We start from the raw sequence: 16359 nt of genomic DNA on the forward strand, positions 1-16359 counted from the left end.
AAGACCCTGCCTCGCTCGCGGAGCCATGCCCATGAACGTCGTCGAAACGCGCCTCGCCGAACTCGGAATCACCCTGCCGAGCCCGGCTGCTCCCGTTGCCAATTACGTCCCCTATGTCATCACCGGCAACCTGCTGATCATCTCGGGGCAGATCTGCTTCGGCCTCGACGGCAAGCTTTCCGACAAGCACAAGGGCAAGCTCGGCGCTGAAATCTTCAACGAGGCCGGCCTCGAAGCGGCTCGGCTCTGCGCCATCAACGTTCTGGCCCAGGCCAAGGCGGCGCTCGATGGCGATCTCGGCCGGATCGTGCGCTGCGTGCGTCTCGGCGGCTTCATCAATGCCGCCCCGCATTTCGCGGCCCTGCCGGCGATCATGAACGGCGCCTCCGATCTCATGGTCGAAGTGCTCGGCGACAACGGCCGCCATGCCCGCTCGACCGTGGGCGTCGCCGAATTGCCGGCCGACGCCGCCGTCGAGGTCGAGGCGATGTTCGAGATTCTCTGATGGCACAGGGTTCCAACAATGCCGGCCGGCCCGACCTGGGCTGGCTGGTCGCGCGGCCGATCGCGCATCGCGGCCTGCATGATCTCGCTGCTGGCGTTATCGAGAACAGCTCCTCGGCGGCGCAGGCTGCGATCGCCAGCGGCTTCGGCATCGAGTGCGACGTCCAGCTCACCGCCGATGGCGAGGCGGTCGTGTTCCACGATTTCGTGCTCGACCGGCTGACGGGTGAGAGCGGTGCCGTCGTCGAACGCAAGGCCGAGGCGCTCTCCGCCATCACGCTCAAGGGCAGCGGCGACCGTATCCAGACCTTGTCGGCCTTCCTCGACCTGATCGGCGGGCGGGTACCTGTTGTCATCGAGATCAAGAGCCGCTTCGACGGCGATCTGGCGCTGACGCGCCGGACGGTCGAGGTCGTCGCCGGCTACCGGGATCATCCGATCGTGATCAAGTCCTTCGATCCCGCGATCGTGACCGCTCTGCGCGAGATTGCGCCGGAGATTCCGCGCGGCATCGTGGCGATGAACGCCTATGATTACGGGGACTACGACAAGCTCTCCGCGGAACGGAAACATGCGCTGGCGAATCTGCTGCATTTCACCGAGAGCCGGCCGCACTTCCTGTCCTGGAAGGTCACGGACCTCGAAAGCGCCGCGCCCTATCTCTGCCGCAACGTGCTCGGGCTGCCGCTGATGAGCTGGACCGTACGCACGCCGGAGGAACGGCAGCGGGCGGCCAGGTTCGCCGACCAGATGGTCTTCGAGGGCTTTCGTCCTTGAGCAAACGCGAGAGCGACGATCTGATCGTTCGCGTCGCGACCTCGCTCAAGGCCGTAGCTGCAGGCGCATGGAACGCCTGCGCCAACCCTCTCGCCTTGCAGGACGCCGTCTCGGCGCCCTGCCCCGCCGATGCGGATGGTGGCATCGACCGGGACAACCCCTTCGTCAGCCATGAATTCCTGACCGCGCTGGAGGAAAGCGGCTGCACCGGTGGCCGCAGCGGCTGGTCGCCAGCCTATCTCCTTGTGGAGGATAGCGCGGGCGAACTGCTCGCCGCCGCGCCCAGCTTCCTCAAGAGCCACAGCCAGGGCGAATACGTCTTCGACCATGGCTGGGCCGATGCCTATGAACGCGCCGGCGGGCGCTACTATCCCAAGCTCCAGGTCGCGGCGCCCTTCACCCCGGCGACGGGCCCGCGCCTACTGGTTACCGACGGGCCGCGCGCTGCCGAGGCCCGCGCAGCCTTGATCGCCGGGCTGGAGGCGCTGCGGGGGCAGACGCAGGCCTCCTCGGTGCATGTCACCTTCGCGCAGGAACCGGATGTCGCAGCGCTGAAGCAGGCCGGATATCTCGAGCGCAACGATCTGCAGTTCCATTGGCAGAACGAAAGCTTCGGGAGCTATGACGACTTCCTGGCGACGCTCGCCTCGCGCAAGCGCAAGGCCCTGAAGCGCGAGCGGCGCGAGGCACTCTCGGCCGGTATCACGATCGAGGCGCTGTCGGGCTGCGACCTGACCGAAGCGGTCTGGGACGATTTCTTCGCCTTCTACCAAGACACCGGCTCGCGCAAATGGGGCCGGCCCTATCTCAACCGCGCATTCTTCTCGCGCGTCGGCGCGGCGATGGGCGAGCGCATCGTGCTGATGATGGCGAAACGCGCCGGCCGCTATATCGCCGGCGCCATCAACTTCCGCGGCGCCAACACCCTCTACGGCCGCAACTGGGGCTGCATCGAGGACCATCCCTTCCTGCATTTCGAGGTCTGCTATCATCAGGCCATCGATTATGCGATCGCGCATGGGCTTGCCCGCGTCGAGGCCGGAGCGCAGGGCGAGCACAAGCTGGCGCGGGGCTATCGGCCCGTCATCACCCACTCCCTGCACCATATCGCCGATCCCGGGCTGCGCCGGCCGGTCGCCGCCTATCTGACGCAGGAGCGCGAGCAGATCGCCGCCGCACAGGCCGCGCTCGCGGCCGAAACTCCGTTTCGCAAGACGGGAGTGCTCGATGAATGACGCGGTGACGTTCGCAGCGGCGGTAGATCAGTCGATGTTCTGCCGAGATGCCGAACTCGGCTATCGGCGCAGCCTGACCGATTTCTCCGCTCCGCTGCTGCTCGATGATAGCTACAGGCTGGCGCATCTGCCGCTGGTGGCACCGGAGCATCCGCGCGTGATCGCCCGGCGCGAAGGCAAGTTTTACGAGATGGGCCGGCATCCGCGGGTATTCTCGCTGGTGTTGCCGGTTCATGATGCCGCCCTGCAGACATCGGCCGCCTTTCGCGCCTTGGAAGAAGAGCTCAGGACCGCGCCCTTCGCCGACAAGATCGCCTGGGAGATCCTGCCGAAGCGGCGCGACAAGCTGCACGCCACGGTGTGCGGCTCGCTCGGGATCGAGGAACCGCCAGCGATCGCGCAGGCCACGCGCGACGCGCTCGCCCAGATCGAGCCCTTCGCCGTCGAGTTGCGCGGATTGTTCTCCGGCAACGTCAACCGCGGCCGGCTCTATCTGGCCGTCTATCCCGAGAAGCGCGATGGCGCGAATATGCTGCAGGCGGTGCAGGGTGCCTTTGGGCGCCCTCCCGGCGATCTCTGGCTCGTTGGCCTCTACAACCTCCGGGATGATCTCGATGCCGCCGAAACGGCAGCGCTGGCTGATATCGTCGCGCGCTGGTGGGACCAGCCGCTCTTGCGTTTGGACGTGACGGCGCTGCAGGTGATGAGCGCTGGCGACGACCTCGTTTTCGACGGTGCCGTCGAGGAGACATTGTCGCTGGGCGCCTGACGCGGGCGAGACCCGCCTCCCCGGCCTTGACGCCCTTGCGTGGGGGCCACAGGTTCAGCGCTCCGCTTCCAAGCCATCGGAACCGCCATGACCGCCTATGATCCGTCCAACGTCTTCGCCAAGATCCTGCGCGGCGAGCTGCCTTCCCACACGGTCTATGAGGATGCCGAGACGATCGCGATCATGGACATCATGCCGCGCGCCGAAGGGCATGTGCTGGTGCTCCCGAAGATTGCGTGCCGCAACGTCTTCGACGCGCCGGCAGAAGCGCTGAATGCCGTCGCCTCAACGACCCAGAAGCTGGCGCGTGCCGTCAAGGCCGCCTTCGCCGCCGAGGGCGTCACCATCCAGCAATTCAACGAGGCCGCCGGCGGTCAGGTCGTCTTCCATCTCCATGTCCACGTCATGCCGCGGTTCGATGGCGTGGCGCTGCGTCCGCATACGGGCGCGATGGAGAAGAACGAGGTGCTCGCCAGCAATGCCGAGAAAATTCGGGAGGCCCTGAAAAAAATCTGAGGGGCATGTCACAAGGGGCCTGGCTGCCTCGTCTTGTCGTCATCAACCGATGGAGAAAGACCATGAGCCAACGCCTCAATGCCTTCCAGGTCGCCCCCGGCGCGATCGAAGCGCTGCTGAAGACCCAGAATTACGTCAACGAGAGCGGGCTGGAGCACAGCCTGCTCGAACTGGTGAAGATGCGGGCGTCGCAGATCAACGCCTGCGCCTATTGCCTGCACATGCACTCCATGGATGCCCGCAAGGCAGGGGAGAGCGAAGCCCGGCTCTACCTGCTCGATGCCTGGCATGAATCCGACCTCTACACGCCGCGCGAGAAGGCCGCACTCGGCTGGACGGAAGCGCTGACCCGTCTTTCGGAGGGCAGCCCGAGTGACGAGGCCTTCGCCGGGCTGCGCGCCCATTTCAGCGAGAAGGAGTGCGTCGATCTCTCGCTCTCGATCGCCACGATCAACGCCTGGAACCGGATCAATGCCGGCTTCCGCTCGCGCCACCCGGCCGACCGTGCGCGCAAGACCGAAGCCGCCGCCTAAGCAGGTAACGTGCCTCCTGCCGGCGGGCTTCGCCCGCTGGCCGACACCTGTCCCACAGCGAGAACCACCATGAGCAAACGCCTCAACCCCTATACGACAGCGCCGGAGACGATGAAGCCACTGATCGCGCTCGAAGCCGCGATCAAGGAGTCCGGCCTCGAACACAGCCTGATCGAACTGGTGAAGATGCGGGCATCGCAGATCAATGGCTGCGCCTATTGCCTGCACATGCATTCGGCCGACGCCCGCAAGGTCGGCGAAAGCGAGGCGCGGCTCTATCTGCTGAGCGCCTGGCGCGAATCCGCGCTCTACACGCCGCGCGAGCGCGCCGCGCTGGCCTGGACAGAGGCGTTGACGCTGCTGCCGCAGACCCATGCGCCCGATGCCGATTACGAGGAGGCCTTGCGCCATTTCAGCGGGGAGGAGATGGTCAAGCTCACGTTGCTCATCGGCACGATCAATGTCTGGAACCGGATCGCGGTCGGCTTCCGCTCGCATCATCCGAACGACAGGGCACCCAAGGTCGACGCCGCCTAGGATCCGCACTCACAGGATTGCATGACGGACGTCACCGCCGCCGGCTTCGAGACCCACCGGTCCTATCTGACCCGCCTCGCCTACCGCATGCTCGGCTCGCTCAGCGACGCCGAGGACGTGGTGCAGGACGCCTGGCTGCGCTGGCACGATTCCGCGCCGGAAGCGCTGGCGAATCCGCGCGCCTGGCTCGGGCGCGTGGTCACGCGGCTCTGTCTCGACCTGATGAAATCGGCTACGCGGCGGCGCGAGAACTATGTCGGCGCCTGGCTGCCCGAGCCGCTGATCGAGGAGATCGGCGGCACCGCGAGCAGTGACGAGGGCCTCGACGTTCCCTATGTGCTCCAGCTCGCGCTGGAGCGCCTTTCGCCGCTCGAACGCGCCGCCTTTCTGCTGCACGACGTGTTCGACCTGCCCTTCTCCGAGATCGCCGAGACGCTCGGGCGCAGCGAGGCCGCCTGCCGGCAGCTCGTCTCGCGGGCACGCCGGCATGCAAGGCAAGAGGGTCCGCGCCACCCGCTCTCAGCCGAAGAGGCGCGTCGCTATGCCGTCGCCTTCTTCGAAGCGGCCCATAGCACCGACCCGACGAGCCTGAAGGGCTTGCTGGCGCAGGATGCAGTGCTGCATGGCGATGGCGGCGGCAAGGCGAGTTCGGTGCTCAACCCGATTTTCGGCAGCGAGAAGATCGGCCGCTTCTTCGCCGGCCTCGCCCGCAAGCCGGAACGGCAGGGCTTCGTCCCGCGCTACGAGCCGGTGCTGATCAACGGCATGCCCGGCTATATCAGCATGGAAACCGACACCGCGCAGGCGCTCGTTCTCGACATCCGCGACGGGCAGGTCCAGGCGATCTACGTCATTCGCAACCCGGACAAGCTCCGCCCTGTGCGGGATCGGCTCGAGGCCGGAAGGGGCTAAGCCGCCCCGAACAGCCAGACGCCGCCGACCAGCACGACTTCACCGACCAGAACGGCCAGCATCATCCGGCGGCGGCTGACGGCCATCACGGCCGCGGAGGCGGCGAGCGCAGCGACCCGCACGAACAGCGGGGCATAGGCCAGCGCGCCCGGTGGTGTGACCATCAACTTGGCAACGATGCCGGCAAGCAGCGCCGTCGCGACCGCCCTCACCCATTCGAGCAGCGGCGAGTCGGCATCGAGCCCACGCGCGAAGCCGACGGCGAGCCAGCGCCAGATCTCGGTCGGCAGCACGGCGAAGAGCATCAGCGCGAGATAGGGCCAGAGCGGCCCGTCGAGCAGGGCGATCGGTTGGGTCATGCGGCCGCCTTGCGCTTGCGGCCCACCATGAAGGCGATGCTGCCGGCGATGAGCCCGGCGACGATGAGGTCGAAGCCGCCACCGATGAAGCGCTCGCAGAGCGGCGCGAGCGCCAGCCCCAGAACCAGTGCGGTGACGTCGCCGCGATGGCGTAAGCCAGCCGTCAGCGAGACCAGGAAGAAGATCGGCGTCAGGCAGAGCAGTCCGGCTGCAAAGGGAATCGGCAGGGTGTCGAGCAGGTAGTAACCGGCGAATGTGCCGACCGAGCTCACCGCCATGCAGGTATTGGCGAAGCCGAGGAAATAGGCCACGCGCTGGTGCACCGGGATGCCCGGCAGGCGGCGCAGCCCCTCGGTCCAGGCCGTCACTGCGACGTAGTGCGAAAGAAAGAGCTGCTGCCAGATGCTCTGACCGGGCCGGCGCAGCAGCGGCAGGATCGCCATCGTCATCGGCAGGAAGCGCAGCGAGGCGAAGGCTACCGCGATCGCGATCGCGCTCCAGGCGGCGCCGGCAGCGATGGAGGCGAAGAACAGCACCTGCGAAGGGCCGGCCCAGACGAGAATAGTCGAGAGTACGGCGACATCGACCGGGTAACCGACGTCACGGGCGAGCGAACCGATACCGATCAGCCCGAAGCCGACGATCCAGGCCGGGAGCCGCAGCGCATCGCTCACACCGGCCAGCGCGACGCGCTGCCAGGTCCAGTCGGCGGATACGCTCATGGGATCACCGCTGCGAGCAGCCTCGGGGAAAGCAAGACGGCCCGTGCAAAGCGCACGGGCCATTCAACCCCTATGGCTTACCTCGCAAGGGCCCGCCAAGCTTCGGGAAGGAGGAACGGCCCTGCGCTCCCTGCAAGGCCGCGGGTGCTCAGCCCTTGCCGCCCTTCATCGCCATGGTGACGAGCTCATTGGCGAAGTCGATCAGCTCTTTGGGTATGCCGCCGACCGCCTGGACGCCGAGATAGATCAGATAGATGAAGGCCGGCACGAGGATCCAGCCCAGCACCTCCTCGAAGATCTTGCGGCGGCGGCGGCGGYGGTCGCGCTTCTCGAACCAGCCCAGTTTTTCCTTGGGCGGGCGCTGCGGCGCGGGAGCCGCCGTGGGCATTATGCCCTCGCCGGTTTCGGCGAGGGCTGCTTTCTTGCGTCGGAACAACACGTTCTCAGGCCTTCGTCAGCGGTACTTTCGGAACAGTACGGACCGTGCGTCCGGATGTCTTCGGCGGATTGCCGGTGTCGTCATCCGGGCCAGAGCCCCCCTTGGGAGCCTTGCGGGGCGGCATCTTCGTGGTCTTGTCGCCGCCGACAGCCTTGGCGCGCGGCTTTGTCGCTCGCTTGGCCGTCGCGGTCGCGACGTCCTTCTCCGGCTTGGGCTTGGCCGGGCCGTCGGGGAATTCGAGCCCGAGCACCTTGATGCCGGTCTCGGACTGGACCACCACGACCCTGACGGCGCCACCGTTCTTGAGCCGGCCGAACAGAACCTCATCGGCAAGCGGCGTCTTGATCGTCTGCTGGATGAGCCGGGCCATCGGCCGGGCGCCCATCGCCTCGTCATAGCCGTTCTCGACCAGCCATTCGCGCGCCTCGTCCGAGAGCTCGATGGTGACGTTGCGGTCGGCGAGCTGGGCCTCGAGCTGCAGCACGAACTTGTCGACCACGCGGGCGACCACGCTCTTCGGCAGATGGCTGAAGGAGATGGTGGCGTCGAGACGGTTGCGGAACTCCGGCGCGAACAGCTTGTTGATCGCCTCGGTGTCGTCACCCTCGCGCTTCTGGCGCGTGAAGCCGTAGGCGTTGCGGGCCATGTCGGCGGCTCCGGCATTGGTGGTCATGATCAGGATGACGTTCCTGAAATCGACCTGCCTGCCGTTGTTGTCGGTCAGCTTGCCGTGGTCCATCACCTGCAGGAGGATGTTGAACAGGTCGGGATGGGCCTTCTCGATCTCGTCGAGCAGCAGCACGCTGTGCGGATGCTGGTCGATCTGATCGGTCAGCAGGCCGCCCTGATCGAAGCCGACATAGCCGGGAGGCGCGCCGATCAGCCGCGAGACGGTGTGGCGTTCCATGTATTCCGACATGTCGAAGCGGATCAGCTCGACACCCAGCGAGGAAGCGAGCTGGCGCGCCACCTCGGTCTTGCCGACGCCGGTCGGGCCGGCGAAGAGGTAGCAGCCGATCGGCTTCTCGCCGTCGCGCAAGCCGGCGCGGGCGAGCTTGATCGCGGAGGACAGCGCCTCGATCGCCTTCTCCTGCCCATAGACCGAGCGCTTCAGCGTCTGCTCGAGATTGCGCAGCACCTCGGCATCGTCCTTCGAGACGGTCTTGGCCGGGATGCGCGCCATGGTCGAAACCGCGACCTCGACCTCCTTCACGCCGATGACCTTCTTGCGCTTGCCCTCGGGCAGCAGCATCTGCGAGGCCCCGGTCTCGTCGATGACGTCGATCGCCTTGTCCGGCAGCTTGCGGTCATGGATGTAGCGCGCCGAGAGCTCCACCGCGGCCTTGATGGCGTCGCTGGTGTAGCGCAGCTTGTGGAACTCCTCGAAATAGGGCTTGAGGCCCTTCAGGATCTCGATCGTGTCCGGGATCGACGGCTCGTTGACGTCGATCTTCTGGAAGCGGCGCACCAGCGCCCGGTCCTTCTCGAAATACTGGCGGTATTCCTTGTAGGTGGTCGAGCCGATGCAGCGCAGCGTGCCGGAGGCCAGCGCCGGCTTGAGCAGGTTCGAGGCGTCCATCGCACCGCCCGAGGTCGCACCGGCGCCGATCACCGTGTGGATCTCGTCGATGAACATGATCGCCTTGGGGTGCTGCTCGATCTCCTTCATCACCTGCTTGAGGCGCTCCTCGAAGTCGCCGCGATAGCGTGTGCCGGCGAGCAGCGTGCCCATGTCGAGCGAGAAGACGGTCGCGTCCTTCAGCACCTCGGGAACTTCCCCGCGGGTGATCTTCAGGGCCAGGCCCTCGGCAATCGCCGTCTTGCCGACGCCGGGGTCGCCGACCAGGAGCGGATTGTTCTTCTGACGGCGGCAGAGGATCTGGATCGTGCGCTGCACCTCGGCCTCGCGTCCGATCAGCGGATCGATCCGCCCGTCCTTCGCTTTCCGATTCAGGTTGACGCAATAAGCCTCTAGCGCGCTTTCCTTTTTCTTCTTGTCCTTGTCCTCGGTGTTGCCCTGCTCGGAACGCTGCTCGCGCTGGGGCTCGCTCTCCTCCTCGGAGCCGCGCACCGGGCGGCTCTCGGTCGCGCCGGGGCGCTTGGCGATGCCGTGGCTGATGTAATTGACCGCGTCGTAGCGGGTCATGTCCTGCTCCTGCAGGAAATAGGCGGCGTGGCTCTCGCGCTCGGCGAACATGGCGACGAGCACATTGGCGCCGGTCACTTCCTCGCGGCCGGAAGACTGGACATGAATGACGGCGCGCTGGATCACGCGCTGGAAGCCGGCGGTCGGCTTGGAATCGTCGCGCCCGTCAGTGACGAGATTCGTCAGCTCGGCGTCGATGTAGTCGACGAGATTGCGCCTGAGCAGGTCGAGGTCGACGCTGCAGGCGCGCATCACGGCGGCCGCGTCCTGATCGTCTACCAGGGCGAGCAGGAGATGTTCGAGGGTGGCGTATTCGTGACGGCGCTCATTGGCGAGAGCCAGAGCCCGGTGAAGCGCCTGTTCGAGACTGCGCGAGAAACTCGGCAAGGGAGCGCTCCTATCTGTTTCCGGAAGGTGAGTTCTGACCCAAGGCTACTTCTTCTCCATCACGCATTGCAGCGGGTGCATATGCTTGCGCGCCAGATCCATGACGAGCGTAACCTTGGTCTCGGCGACTTCGTAGGTGAAGACACCGCATTCGCCGACGCCGTTCTGATGCACATGCATCATGATCCGCGTGGCTTCGGCGCGGTCCTTGTTGAAGAACCGCTCCAGAACGTGAACGACGAACTCCATCGGAGTGTAGTCGTCGTTCAGCAGCAGGACACGATAGAGATTGGGCTTACGCGTCCGCGTGCGGGTCAACACCGCAGTGCCGGTGCCTTCCTTGCTGCCGTCGGCCGGTGGGCCGGCACGCCGCGGGCGATCAGCCATGGCCTCCGCGCCCGCGCCCCCCGGCAGGCGCGAGGTCGGTTCGGCTTGCATTGCTGTGCCCTGACCTGCCTGCATCACTTGCGCCCCGCCATGCCTATCGCATTCCAATCCAAATCGATCTTCGTTTCCCACCCGAGATAGTGCTTCGCGTACGAATTTACAGACCTCTCTCCTGCTTCGCCAGTCCGTTCCCGCCAGCTACACGCAACTCTTCGCGACATGGCTGCCAACCGCCTGCCGCGGCTTGACCCGCCCCGGCCCGGCCAGACATAGAGGCTGCCAGGGATCATGGACAGGATTTGGGCGTCGGCGATTTTTGCCCGAGGGCCAGGAGCCTGGCGCGGGCAAGCCTTCCAGCTTACCCGCGACGGGCGACGCCGCGATCGGACAAAAGCGACACGCCGGTGCGCGGTGAGGTGGAACAGGGCGACTGCAGCGTCGCGTGGCTTGCCGATAGCAATGATATCGGCTGCGCGACGCTCCTGGCATTCGACCTGCTTGACCGGCCCAAACCCTGTCCATGATCCCTGGCAGCCTCTAAGCCTCTCGCGGGCCCGCTGGACAAGGACACCACCATGACACCCAACGCCGTCGTCACCATCGGCGAGGAACTCGCCAGGCCCGTGCGTTTCGGCAATGCCTTGCCGCTCGCGCTGATCGCCGGCCCCTGCCAGATGGAAAGCCGCGACCATGCGCTCGAATGCGCGCTGGCGCTGAAGGAAATCGCGGTCGCTCTCAACATCGGACTGGTGTTCAAGGCCTCCTTCGACAAGGCGAACCGGACCAGCGTCAGAGGCGCGCGCGGCATGGGCCTGAAAACCGCCCTGCCCGTCTTCGCCGAGATCCGCGAGCGCACCGGAATGCCGGTCCTGACCGATGTGCACGACGCGGGCCAATGCGCTCCTGTCGCCGAGGTCGTCGACGTGCTGCAGATTCCCGCCTTCCTCTGCCGCCAGACCGATCTGCTCGTCGCGGCGGCCCAGACCGGCCGGGTCGTCAACGTCAAGAAAGGCCAGTTCCTGGCGCCCTGGGATATGGTCAACGTCGCCGCGAAGCTGACCGAGAGCGGCAACCCGAACGTCATGCTGACCGAACGCGGTGTCTCCTTCGGCTACAACACGCTGGTTTCGGATATGCGCGCCCTGCCGACCATGGCCGAGATCGGCGCGCCGGTGATCTTCGACGCCACCCATTCCGTGCAGCAGCCGGGCGGCAAGGGCGCCTCCACGGGCGGCCAGCGCGAGTTTGTGCCGGTGCTGTCGCGGGCAGCCGTCGCCGTCGGGGTCGCCGGACTCTTCATCGAGACCCATCCCGATCCCGATCGCGCACCGTCCGACGGCCCGAACATGGTGCCCCTCTCCGAATTCCAGGATCTGATCGCCGAACTGCAGGGCTTCGACCGACTGGCCAAGAACCGCCAGGCGCCAGCCGTCGCCTATGTCTAAACCCGCGCAGGCGTCCAAATCCGATCTGGGCGCCCTGATCCCGATCCTGGGGCTCTGCGGCTTCGCCTCCACCTTCACCATGCGGCTGATCGACCCGCTGGTCCCGACCCTCGCGGGCGAGTTCGGCCAGAGCGTCCACCAGATCGCCTTCGTAGCGACCGCCTTCTCCAGCTGCTACGCCCTGGGCCAGCCCTTCCTTGGTCCCATCGCCGACTCGGTCGGCAAGCTGCGCAGCATCTCGACCTGCCTCGCCGCGCTCTGCGTGCTCTCGATACTCGCGGCCTTCGCCACCAGCTTCGGCGCCCTCCTGGTACTGCGTGCGGCCGGCGGCGCGATGGCGGGCGGCGTCATTCCTGCTGCGATGGCCGCCATAGGCGACCGTGCGCCGATGGCGGAGCGGCAGATCATGCTCGGCCGCTTCCTGGTGATCATGATCATCGGGCAGATGGCCGGCGCCACCTTCTCCGGCCTCGTTGCCGACTATATCGGCTGGCGTGCCGTGCTCGTCATTGCAGGCGTGCTCGCCGGCGGCGGCGCGCTCCTGGTGCGGGTCGTGCTGAAACCGCGGCCGGACGCCGCGCGTGCGCCGCTCAGCCTCGCGGGCGCGATCACGAGCTACAAGGCGGTCTTCGCCAATCCGCGCAGCAAGCTGCTTTATCTGCTCGTCCTGCTGGAAGGATCGCTCGTCTTCGGATTGTCGCCTTTCATCGCCGCCATCCTGCACGAGCGTTCGGGCACCAGCTCTTCACAGGCCGGCCTTGCCATCGGCGCAATGGGTCTCGGCGGGCTCGTCTACGGCGTGCTGACGCGCATCCTGGTCGAACGGGTCGGGCCACGGCAGATGATGCGCTATGGCGGCCTCGCGGTGGCGCTGGCCTATTTCGCCTTCACCGTGCCCGCGCCGTGGTGGACGGCCATCGGCGTATTCCTGCTGACCGGCTTCGGCTTCTTCCTGCTCCATGGCACGTTCCAGGCGCAGGCGACGGAGCTCGCGCCGACGGCGCGCGGCTCGGCGATGGCGCTGTTCGCCTGTTTCTTCTTCATGGGGCACGCCACCGGGCCGCTGGTCATGGGTGCATTGCTGAATCTGCTCGGGACTCAGCATGCACTGATCGTCTTCGGTATCGGGATCGGTGTGCTCGGGCTCCTCACGCCGCGCCTGCTGCCGCCGCTCGGCTCGCGGAGCTGAACAGAGCCCGCCGCCCGAACGGAATTTCGCCGCTGATCGCGCGGAGCCCCTTCTCCTGCGTCGAAGTCGGCTGTTGCCGACTTCGACGCATCAAATGCTGATCTCTGGCCGGCCCGTGATCATTTGGAGGCGCAGGGGTGAGGCGCAGGCCCTTCGCCGAGCAAGCTGCGCTATCCCCGCCGCAGCCGTCCGAGCCTCGCTCTCGCGCCCGGTGCCTCAGCGTCCGCGATAGGGCGCGACGCCCTGATCCGGCAGCCAGAGGCCTTTCGGCGGCTCGCCGGTCTGCCAGAACACGTCGATCGGAATGCCCCCGCGCGGATACCAGTAGCCGCCGATGCGGAACCATTCCGGCTCGAGCAGATCGACCAGCGTCTTGCCGATCGAGACGGTGCAATCCTCGTGGAAGGCGCCGTGATTGCGGAACGCGCCGAGATAGAGCTTCAGCGACTTCGACTCCACCAGCCACTGGCCCGGCAGATAATCGATGACGAGGATGCCGAAATCAGGCTGTCCCGTCACCGGGCAGATCGAGGTGAATTCCGGGCAGGTGAAGCGCGCGAGATAGCGCGTGCCGGCATGGGGGTTGGGCACGCGGTCGAGCCGCGCTTCCTCGGGCGAGGTGGGCAACGGGCCGCTCTGGCCGAGCTGCAAGGTCGAGGCGTCGATGGCCATGGAAGATGCTCCTCAAGTTTGCCGGAGCGTGTAGCTCATCTTCCGCGAAGGGGGAAAGCCGCGAATGCCACGCGCTCGCCATCGTCGGACGCTACGAGCGCGCATCGACGCCCAAAGCTCATGCCTGCTTCAACTCGATCAATATTTATCGAGTTTCCACACGCTTCCTTGCTTCGACAGAAGCCAGACTATAGCCCCAAAGCAACTATTCGGCACCGATCAATACAATTCTATGATAATTGCAGGCATATTGTTTCTGGTCGGGTTCTTGATCGGTCTCTCGCACGGATATCCGGCGATCGTGCTCGCCAGCGCGATCATGACCTTTGTTGCCTTCCCCCTCTGGCTGGTTCGGGGGGAGCTCGGCCTGTTCAGTATCCTCGTCTGGATCGGCTATCTCTTTGCGCTGCAGAGCGGCTTCATGCTCGGCACCTATCTCGGCATGTCGAACGACGAGAGTTAGATCTCCCGGCTGTCCTACCAGAACCAGATCGGCCGCCCGGCGAAGGCGCACAGCCCGGCCCACCACAGGATCGTCAGACCGCACCAGAACAGGACAGCAAGCAAGGAGGGTCGGTGGCGGCCCGTAAGATTCTGGAACATGTTCGTTTCTCGAAGGAAAGCTGGACGGCGTTCGTCCGGCTCTCCCGCAACCTGCGAGCCAGCAGCGAGGTCGGTACGCGCGGCTTTGCCACCCACGACCGAACATCGATGGCTCGAAGCGCCCGGATGCGGATCGGGGCTTTCGCGACGGCAGGCTGTTGGCTAGAAGCGCCTCACCCTTCCTCGTCCTCTCCGGAGCCTGCCATGACCGCGATCATCGACATCATCGGACGCCAGATCCTCGATTCCCGCGGCAACCCGACGGTCGAGGTCGATGTCGTGCTCGAAGACGGCTCGATGGGCCGCGCCGCCGTCCCTTCCGGCGCCTCGACCGGCGCGCATGAGGCGGTCGAGCTGCGCGACGGCGACAAAAGCCGCTATCTCGGCAAGGGCGTGCTCAAGGCCGTGGAGTCGGTGAACATCGCTATCGCGGAGGCGATCGTCGCGATGGACGCCGAAGACCAGACCGCCATCGACCAGACGATGATCGAGCTCGACGGCACGCCCAACAAGGCGAAGCTCGGCGCCAACGCCATCCTCGGCGTCTCGCTTGCCGTCGCCAAGGCTGCGGCGGAAGCCTCGGGCCTGCCGCTCTACCGCTATGTCGGCGGCACCTCGGCCCGCGTCCTGCCCGTGCCGATGATGAACATCGTCAATGGCGGCGCCCATGCCGACAACCCGATCGACTTCCAGGAATTCATGATCATGCCGGTCGGCGCGGAGTCCTTCGCCGAAGGCCTGCGCATGGGCTCGGAGATCTTCCACACGCTGAAGAAGAAGCTGCACGACGCCGGCCACAACACCAATGTCGGCGACGAGGGCGGCTTCGCCCCCAACATCAAGTCGGCGGAAGCCGCACTCGATTTCGTGATGCAGGCGATCGAGAGCGCCGGCTATCGGCCCGGCGAGGACATCGCGCTGGCCCTCGACTGCGCCGCGACCGAGTTCTTCAAGGATGGCGCCTATGTCTATGAGGGCGAGCGCAAGACGCGCGACCCCAAGGCGCAGGCCAAGTACCTCGCCAAGCTCGTCGGCAACTACCCGATCGTCTCGATCGAGGACGGCATGTCGGAGGATGACTGGGAGGGCTGGAAGGCGCTGACCGACCTCGTCGGCGCCAAGTGCCAGCTCGTCGGCGACGATCTGTTCGTCACCAATGTCGAGCGCCTGTCACAGGGCATCAAGGGCAAGACGGCCAACTCGATCCTGGTCAAGGTGAACCAGATCGGCTCGCTGACCGAGACGCTGGCCGCCGTCGAGATGGCGCAGCGCGCCGGCTACACCGCCGTGATGTCGCATCGCTCGGGCGAGACCGAGGATTCGACGATTGCCGACCTCGCGGTCGCGACCAATTGCGGGCAGATCAAGACCGGCTCGCTCGCCCGCTCCGACCGGACGGCGAAGTACAACCAGCTACTGCGCATCGAGGAGGAGCTGGGCGCGCAGGCGATCTATGCCGGCCGCGCAGCGCTGAAGGCACTGGCCTGATCGAGGCCTCGGCTGCCGCGCTCACCAGCGCGGCAGCAGGCTCGTTGCCTGGGAGAGCCCCCAGACACCGGCCGCCTGCACGCTGCCGGCGGCGCCCGATACTGCGTCGGAGACTTTGGTCGCCGGCGCCACGACGAAGCGGCTCCAGGAATCGTCGCGGGACTCCTCGCCCCCCTGTGCCATTTCGATTGCCGTCGCCGCGGCCGGAGGCAGGATCACGAGCGGGGTTGCGACGACGACGTTGCGCTCTGGCGGTGAAGCGGTTCGCCGCGCCGGGGGCGAATGTCTCGCCTTGCCCGGCGTTTCCAGCCGCGGCTTGCCGAGCTCCGCGAATTGCGGTGGGGCCCATTCGTCGCCCTCCGGCCAGCTCACCGACATCGGCATCGCCAGGGCGGCCGGCGTAACCTGCTGATTGGCCGCGAGACCCTCGTTCGCAGCAAGGTCAGACCCATCGAGCCGATCGGCGATCTTGCCGTCCCGGAGCAGCGCGAGTTTCGGCAGCGCCGCCTGCTCGACCCGCGCATGCGCGGCCCTATGGCGCGGCACGGCGCCGGACAGCAGGCCGGGAAGCGTCGCGACCACCGCTGTCGCTGTGGCGATGCCCAATGACAGTAGGAGATGGTGGCCGAGGCGGCTCGCCATGGCAGCAGGCCTGGGGGAATAGCGGTTGCCGGGCATCGGCGATCACTCCGGTGGCTGGCCGATCTTGATATCGCAGTGCAAGGAAACCGGCGCGTCA

General features: G+C 66.3%; 20 protein-coding genes. 12 read left to right on the forward strand and 8 right to left on the reverse strand.

Annotation, left to right across the window (positions count from 1 at the left end; genetic code table 11):
• Positions 1-31: 31 nt before the first annotated feature.
• The 8 genes from AB4Z10_RS10710 (at position 32) to AB4Z10_RS10745 (ending at position 5783) form a co-directional block, all read left to right on the forward strand.
• Entirely contained in the window at positions 32-505 is a 474-nt protein-coding gene (locus AB4Z10_RS10710) for a RidA family protein (protein WP_441470373.1), read from the forward strand.
• Entirely contained in the window at positions 505-1281 is a 777-nt protein-coding gene (locus AB4Z10_RS10715) for a glycerophosphodiester phosphodiesterase family protein (RefSeq protein WP_441470374.1), read from the forward strand. The genes AB4Z10_RS10710 and AB4Z10_RS10715 overlap by 1 nt, the downstream gene beginning before the upstream one ends.
• A complete protein-coding gene (locus AB4Z10_RS10720; protein ID WP_441470375.1) occupies positions 1278-2516 on the forward strand; it encodes a GNAT family N-acetyltransferase in 1239 nt (412 codons plus the stop codon). Before AB4Z10_RS10715 ends, AB4Z10_RS10720 begins: the two co-directional genes overlap by 4 nt.
• A complete protein-coding gene (locus tag AB4Z10_RS10725) occupies positions 2509-3285 on the forward strand; it encodes a 2'-5' RNA ligase family protein (protein ID WP_441470376.1) in 777 nt (258 codons plus the stop codon). The genes AB4Z10_RS10720 and AB4Z10_RS10725 overlap by 8 nt, the downstream gene beginning before the upstream one ends.
• An 87-nt stretch (positions 3286-3372) precedes the next feature.
• Positions 3373-3801: an HIT family protein gene (locus AB4Z10_RS10730; RefSeq protein ID WP_441470377.1), complete on the forward strand. Its 429-nt coding sequence runs from the start codon at positions 3373-3375 to the stop codon at positions 3799-3801.
• Between the two features lie 62 nt (positions 3802-3863).
• Positions 3864-4334, forward strand: coding sequence for a carboxymuconolactone decarboxylase family protein (locus AB4Z10_RS10735; protein WP_441470378.1), 471 nt, complete (start codon positions 3864-3866; stop codon positions 4332-4334).
• A 69-nt stretch (positions 4335-4403) separates the two neighbouring features.
• A complete protein-coding gene (locus AB4Z10_RS10740) occupies positions 4404-4871 on the forward strand; it encodes a carboxymuconolactone decarboxylase family protein (protein WP_441470379.1) in 468 nt (155 codons plus the stop codon).
• A 21-nt stretch (positions 4872-4892) separates the two neighbouring features.
• Positions 4893-5783: a sigma-70 family RNA polymerase sigma factor gene (locus AB4Z10_RS10745; RefSeq protein WP_441470380.1), complete on the forward strand. Its 891-nt coding sequence runs from the start codon at positions 4893-4895 to the stop codon at positions 5781-5783.
• On the opposite strand, the gene AB4Z10_RS10750 is transcribed toward AB4Z10_RS10745, so the two are convergent.
• From AB4Z10_RS10750 to clpS, 5 genes are all read right to left on the reverse strand, one after another.
• A complete protein-coding gene (locus tag AB4Z10_RS10750; protein ID WP_441470381.1) occupies positions 5780-6142 on the reverse strand; it encodes an AzlD domain-containing protein in 363 nt (120 codons plus the stop codon). The two genes, AB4Z10_RS10745 and AB4Z10_RS10750, sit on opposite strands and share 4 nt — an antisense overlap.
• Positions 6139-6864, reverse strand: coding sequence for an AzlC family ABC transporter permease (locus AB4Z10_RS10755; protein ID WP_441470382.1), 726 nt, complete (start codon positions 6862-6864; stop codon positions 6139-6141). Before AB4Z10_RS10755 ends, AB4Z10_RS10750 begins: the two co-directional genes overlap by 4 nt.
• Positions 6865-7012: 148 nt before the next feature.
• Positions 7013-7252 carry a hypothetical protein gene (locus AB4Z10_RS10760; RefSeq protein WP_441470383.1) on the reverse strand — a complete coding sequence of 80 codons (240 nt, stop codon included), beginning with the start codon at positions 7250-7252 and terminating at the stop codon, positions 7013-7015.
• A 55-nt stretch (positions 7253-7307) separates the two neighbouring features.
• Positions 7308-9836 (reverse strand): ATP-dependent Clp protease ATP-binding subunit ClpA, encoded by a 2529-nt coding sequence (clpA, locus tag AB4Z10_RS10765; RefSeq protein ID WP_441470384.1) that lies wholly within the window; start codon positions 9834-9836, stop codon positions 7308-7310.
• 45 nt (positions 9837-9881) lie between these two features.
• Complete coding sequence (clpS, locus tag AB4Z10_RS10770) at positions 9882-10223, reverse strand: ATP-dependent Clp protease adapter ClpS (protein WP_441470385.1); 342 nt, start codon at positions 10221-10223, stop codon at positions 9882-9884.
• Positions 10224-10798: 575 nt separating this feature from the next.
• On the opposite strand from clpS, the gene kdsA reads away from it, so the two are divergent.
• Both kdsA and AB4Z10_RS10780 read left to right on the forward strand, forming a co-directional pair.
• Positions 10799-11668, forward strand: coding sequence for a 3-deoxy-8-phosphooctulonate synthase (gene kdsA / locus AB4Z10_RS10775; protein WP_441470386.1), 870 nt, complete (start codon positions 10799-10801; stop codon positions 11666-11668).
• Positions 11661-12857: an MFS transporter gene (locus AB4Z10_RS10780; RefSeq protein ID WP_441470387.1), complete on the forward strand. Its 1197-nt coding sequence runs from the start codon at positions 11661-11663 to the stop codon at positions 12855-12857. Before kdsA ends, AB4Z10_RS10780 begins: the two co-directional genes overlap by 8 nt.
• Before the next feature lie 216 nt (positions 12858-13073).
• On the opposite strand, the gene queF is transcribed toward AB4Z10_RS10780, so the two are convergent.
• Entirely contained in the window at positions 13074-13529 is a 456-nt protein-coding gene (gene queF, locus AB4Z10_RS10785; protein ID WP_441470388.1) for a preQ(1) synthase, read from the reverse strand.
• A 268-nt stretch (positions 13530-13797) separates the two neighbouring features.
• Here queF and AB4Z10_RS10790 point away from each other — a divergent pair, with 268 nt between their 5' ends.
• Positions 13798-13992: a hypothetical protein gene (locus AB4Z10_RS10790; protein ID WP_441470389.1), complete on the forward strand. Its 195-nt coding sequence runs from the start codon at positions 13798-13800 to the stop codon at positions 13990-13992.
• A gap of 14 nt (positions 13993-14006) precedes the next feature.
• Here the strand turns inward: AB4Z10_RS10790 and AB4Z10_RS10795 are convergent, their stop codons facing one another.
• A complete protein-coding gene (locus AB4Z10_RS10795; RefSeq protein WP_441470390.1) occupies positions 14007-14132 on the reverse strand; it encodes a hypothetical protein in 126 nt (41 codons plus the stop codon).
• 204 nt (positions 14133-14336) lie between these two features.
• Here AB4Z10_RS10795 and eno point away from each other — a divergent pair, with 204 nt between their 5' ends.
• Positions 14337-15620 carry a phosphopyruvate hydratase gene (eno, locus tag AB4Z10_RS10800; protein WP_441470391.1) on the forward strand — a complete coding sequence of 428 codons (1284 nt, stop codon included), beginning with the start codon at positions 14337-14339 and terminating at the stop codon, positions 15618-15620.
• 21 nt (positions 15621-15641) lie between these two features.
• Here eno and AB4Z10_RS10805 read toward each other — a convergent pair whose 3' ends face one another.
• Complete coding sequence (locus AB4Z10_RS10805; RefSeq protein WP_441470392.1) at positions 15642-16298, reverse strand: hypothetical protein; 657 nt, start codon at positions 16296-16298, stop codon at positions 15642-15644.
• Between the last annotated feature and the right edge of the window lie 61 nt (positions 16299-16359).

This window comes from Allobosea sp. RAF48, assembly GCF_052114025.1.
In the GTDB taxonomy this organism is placed as follows: Bacteria; Pseudomonadota; Alphaproteobacteria; order Rhizobiales; family Beijerinckiaceae; genus Allobosea.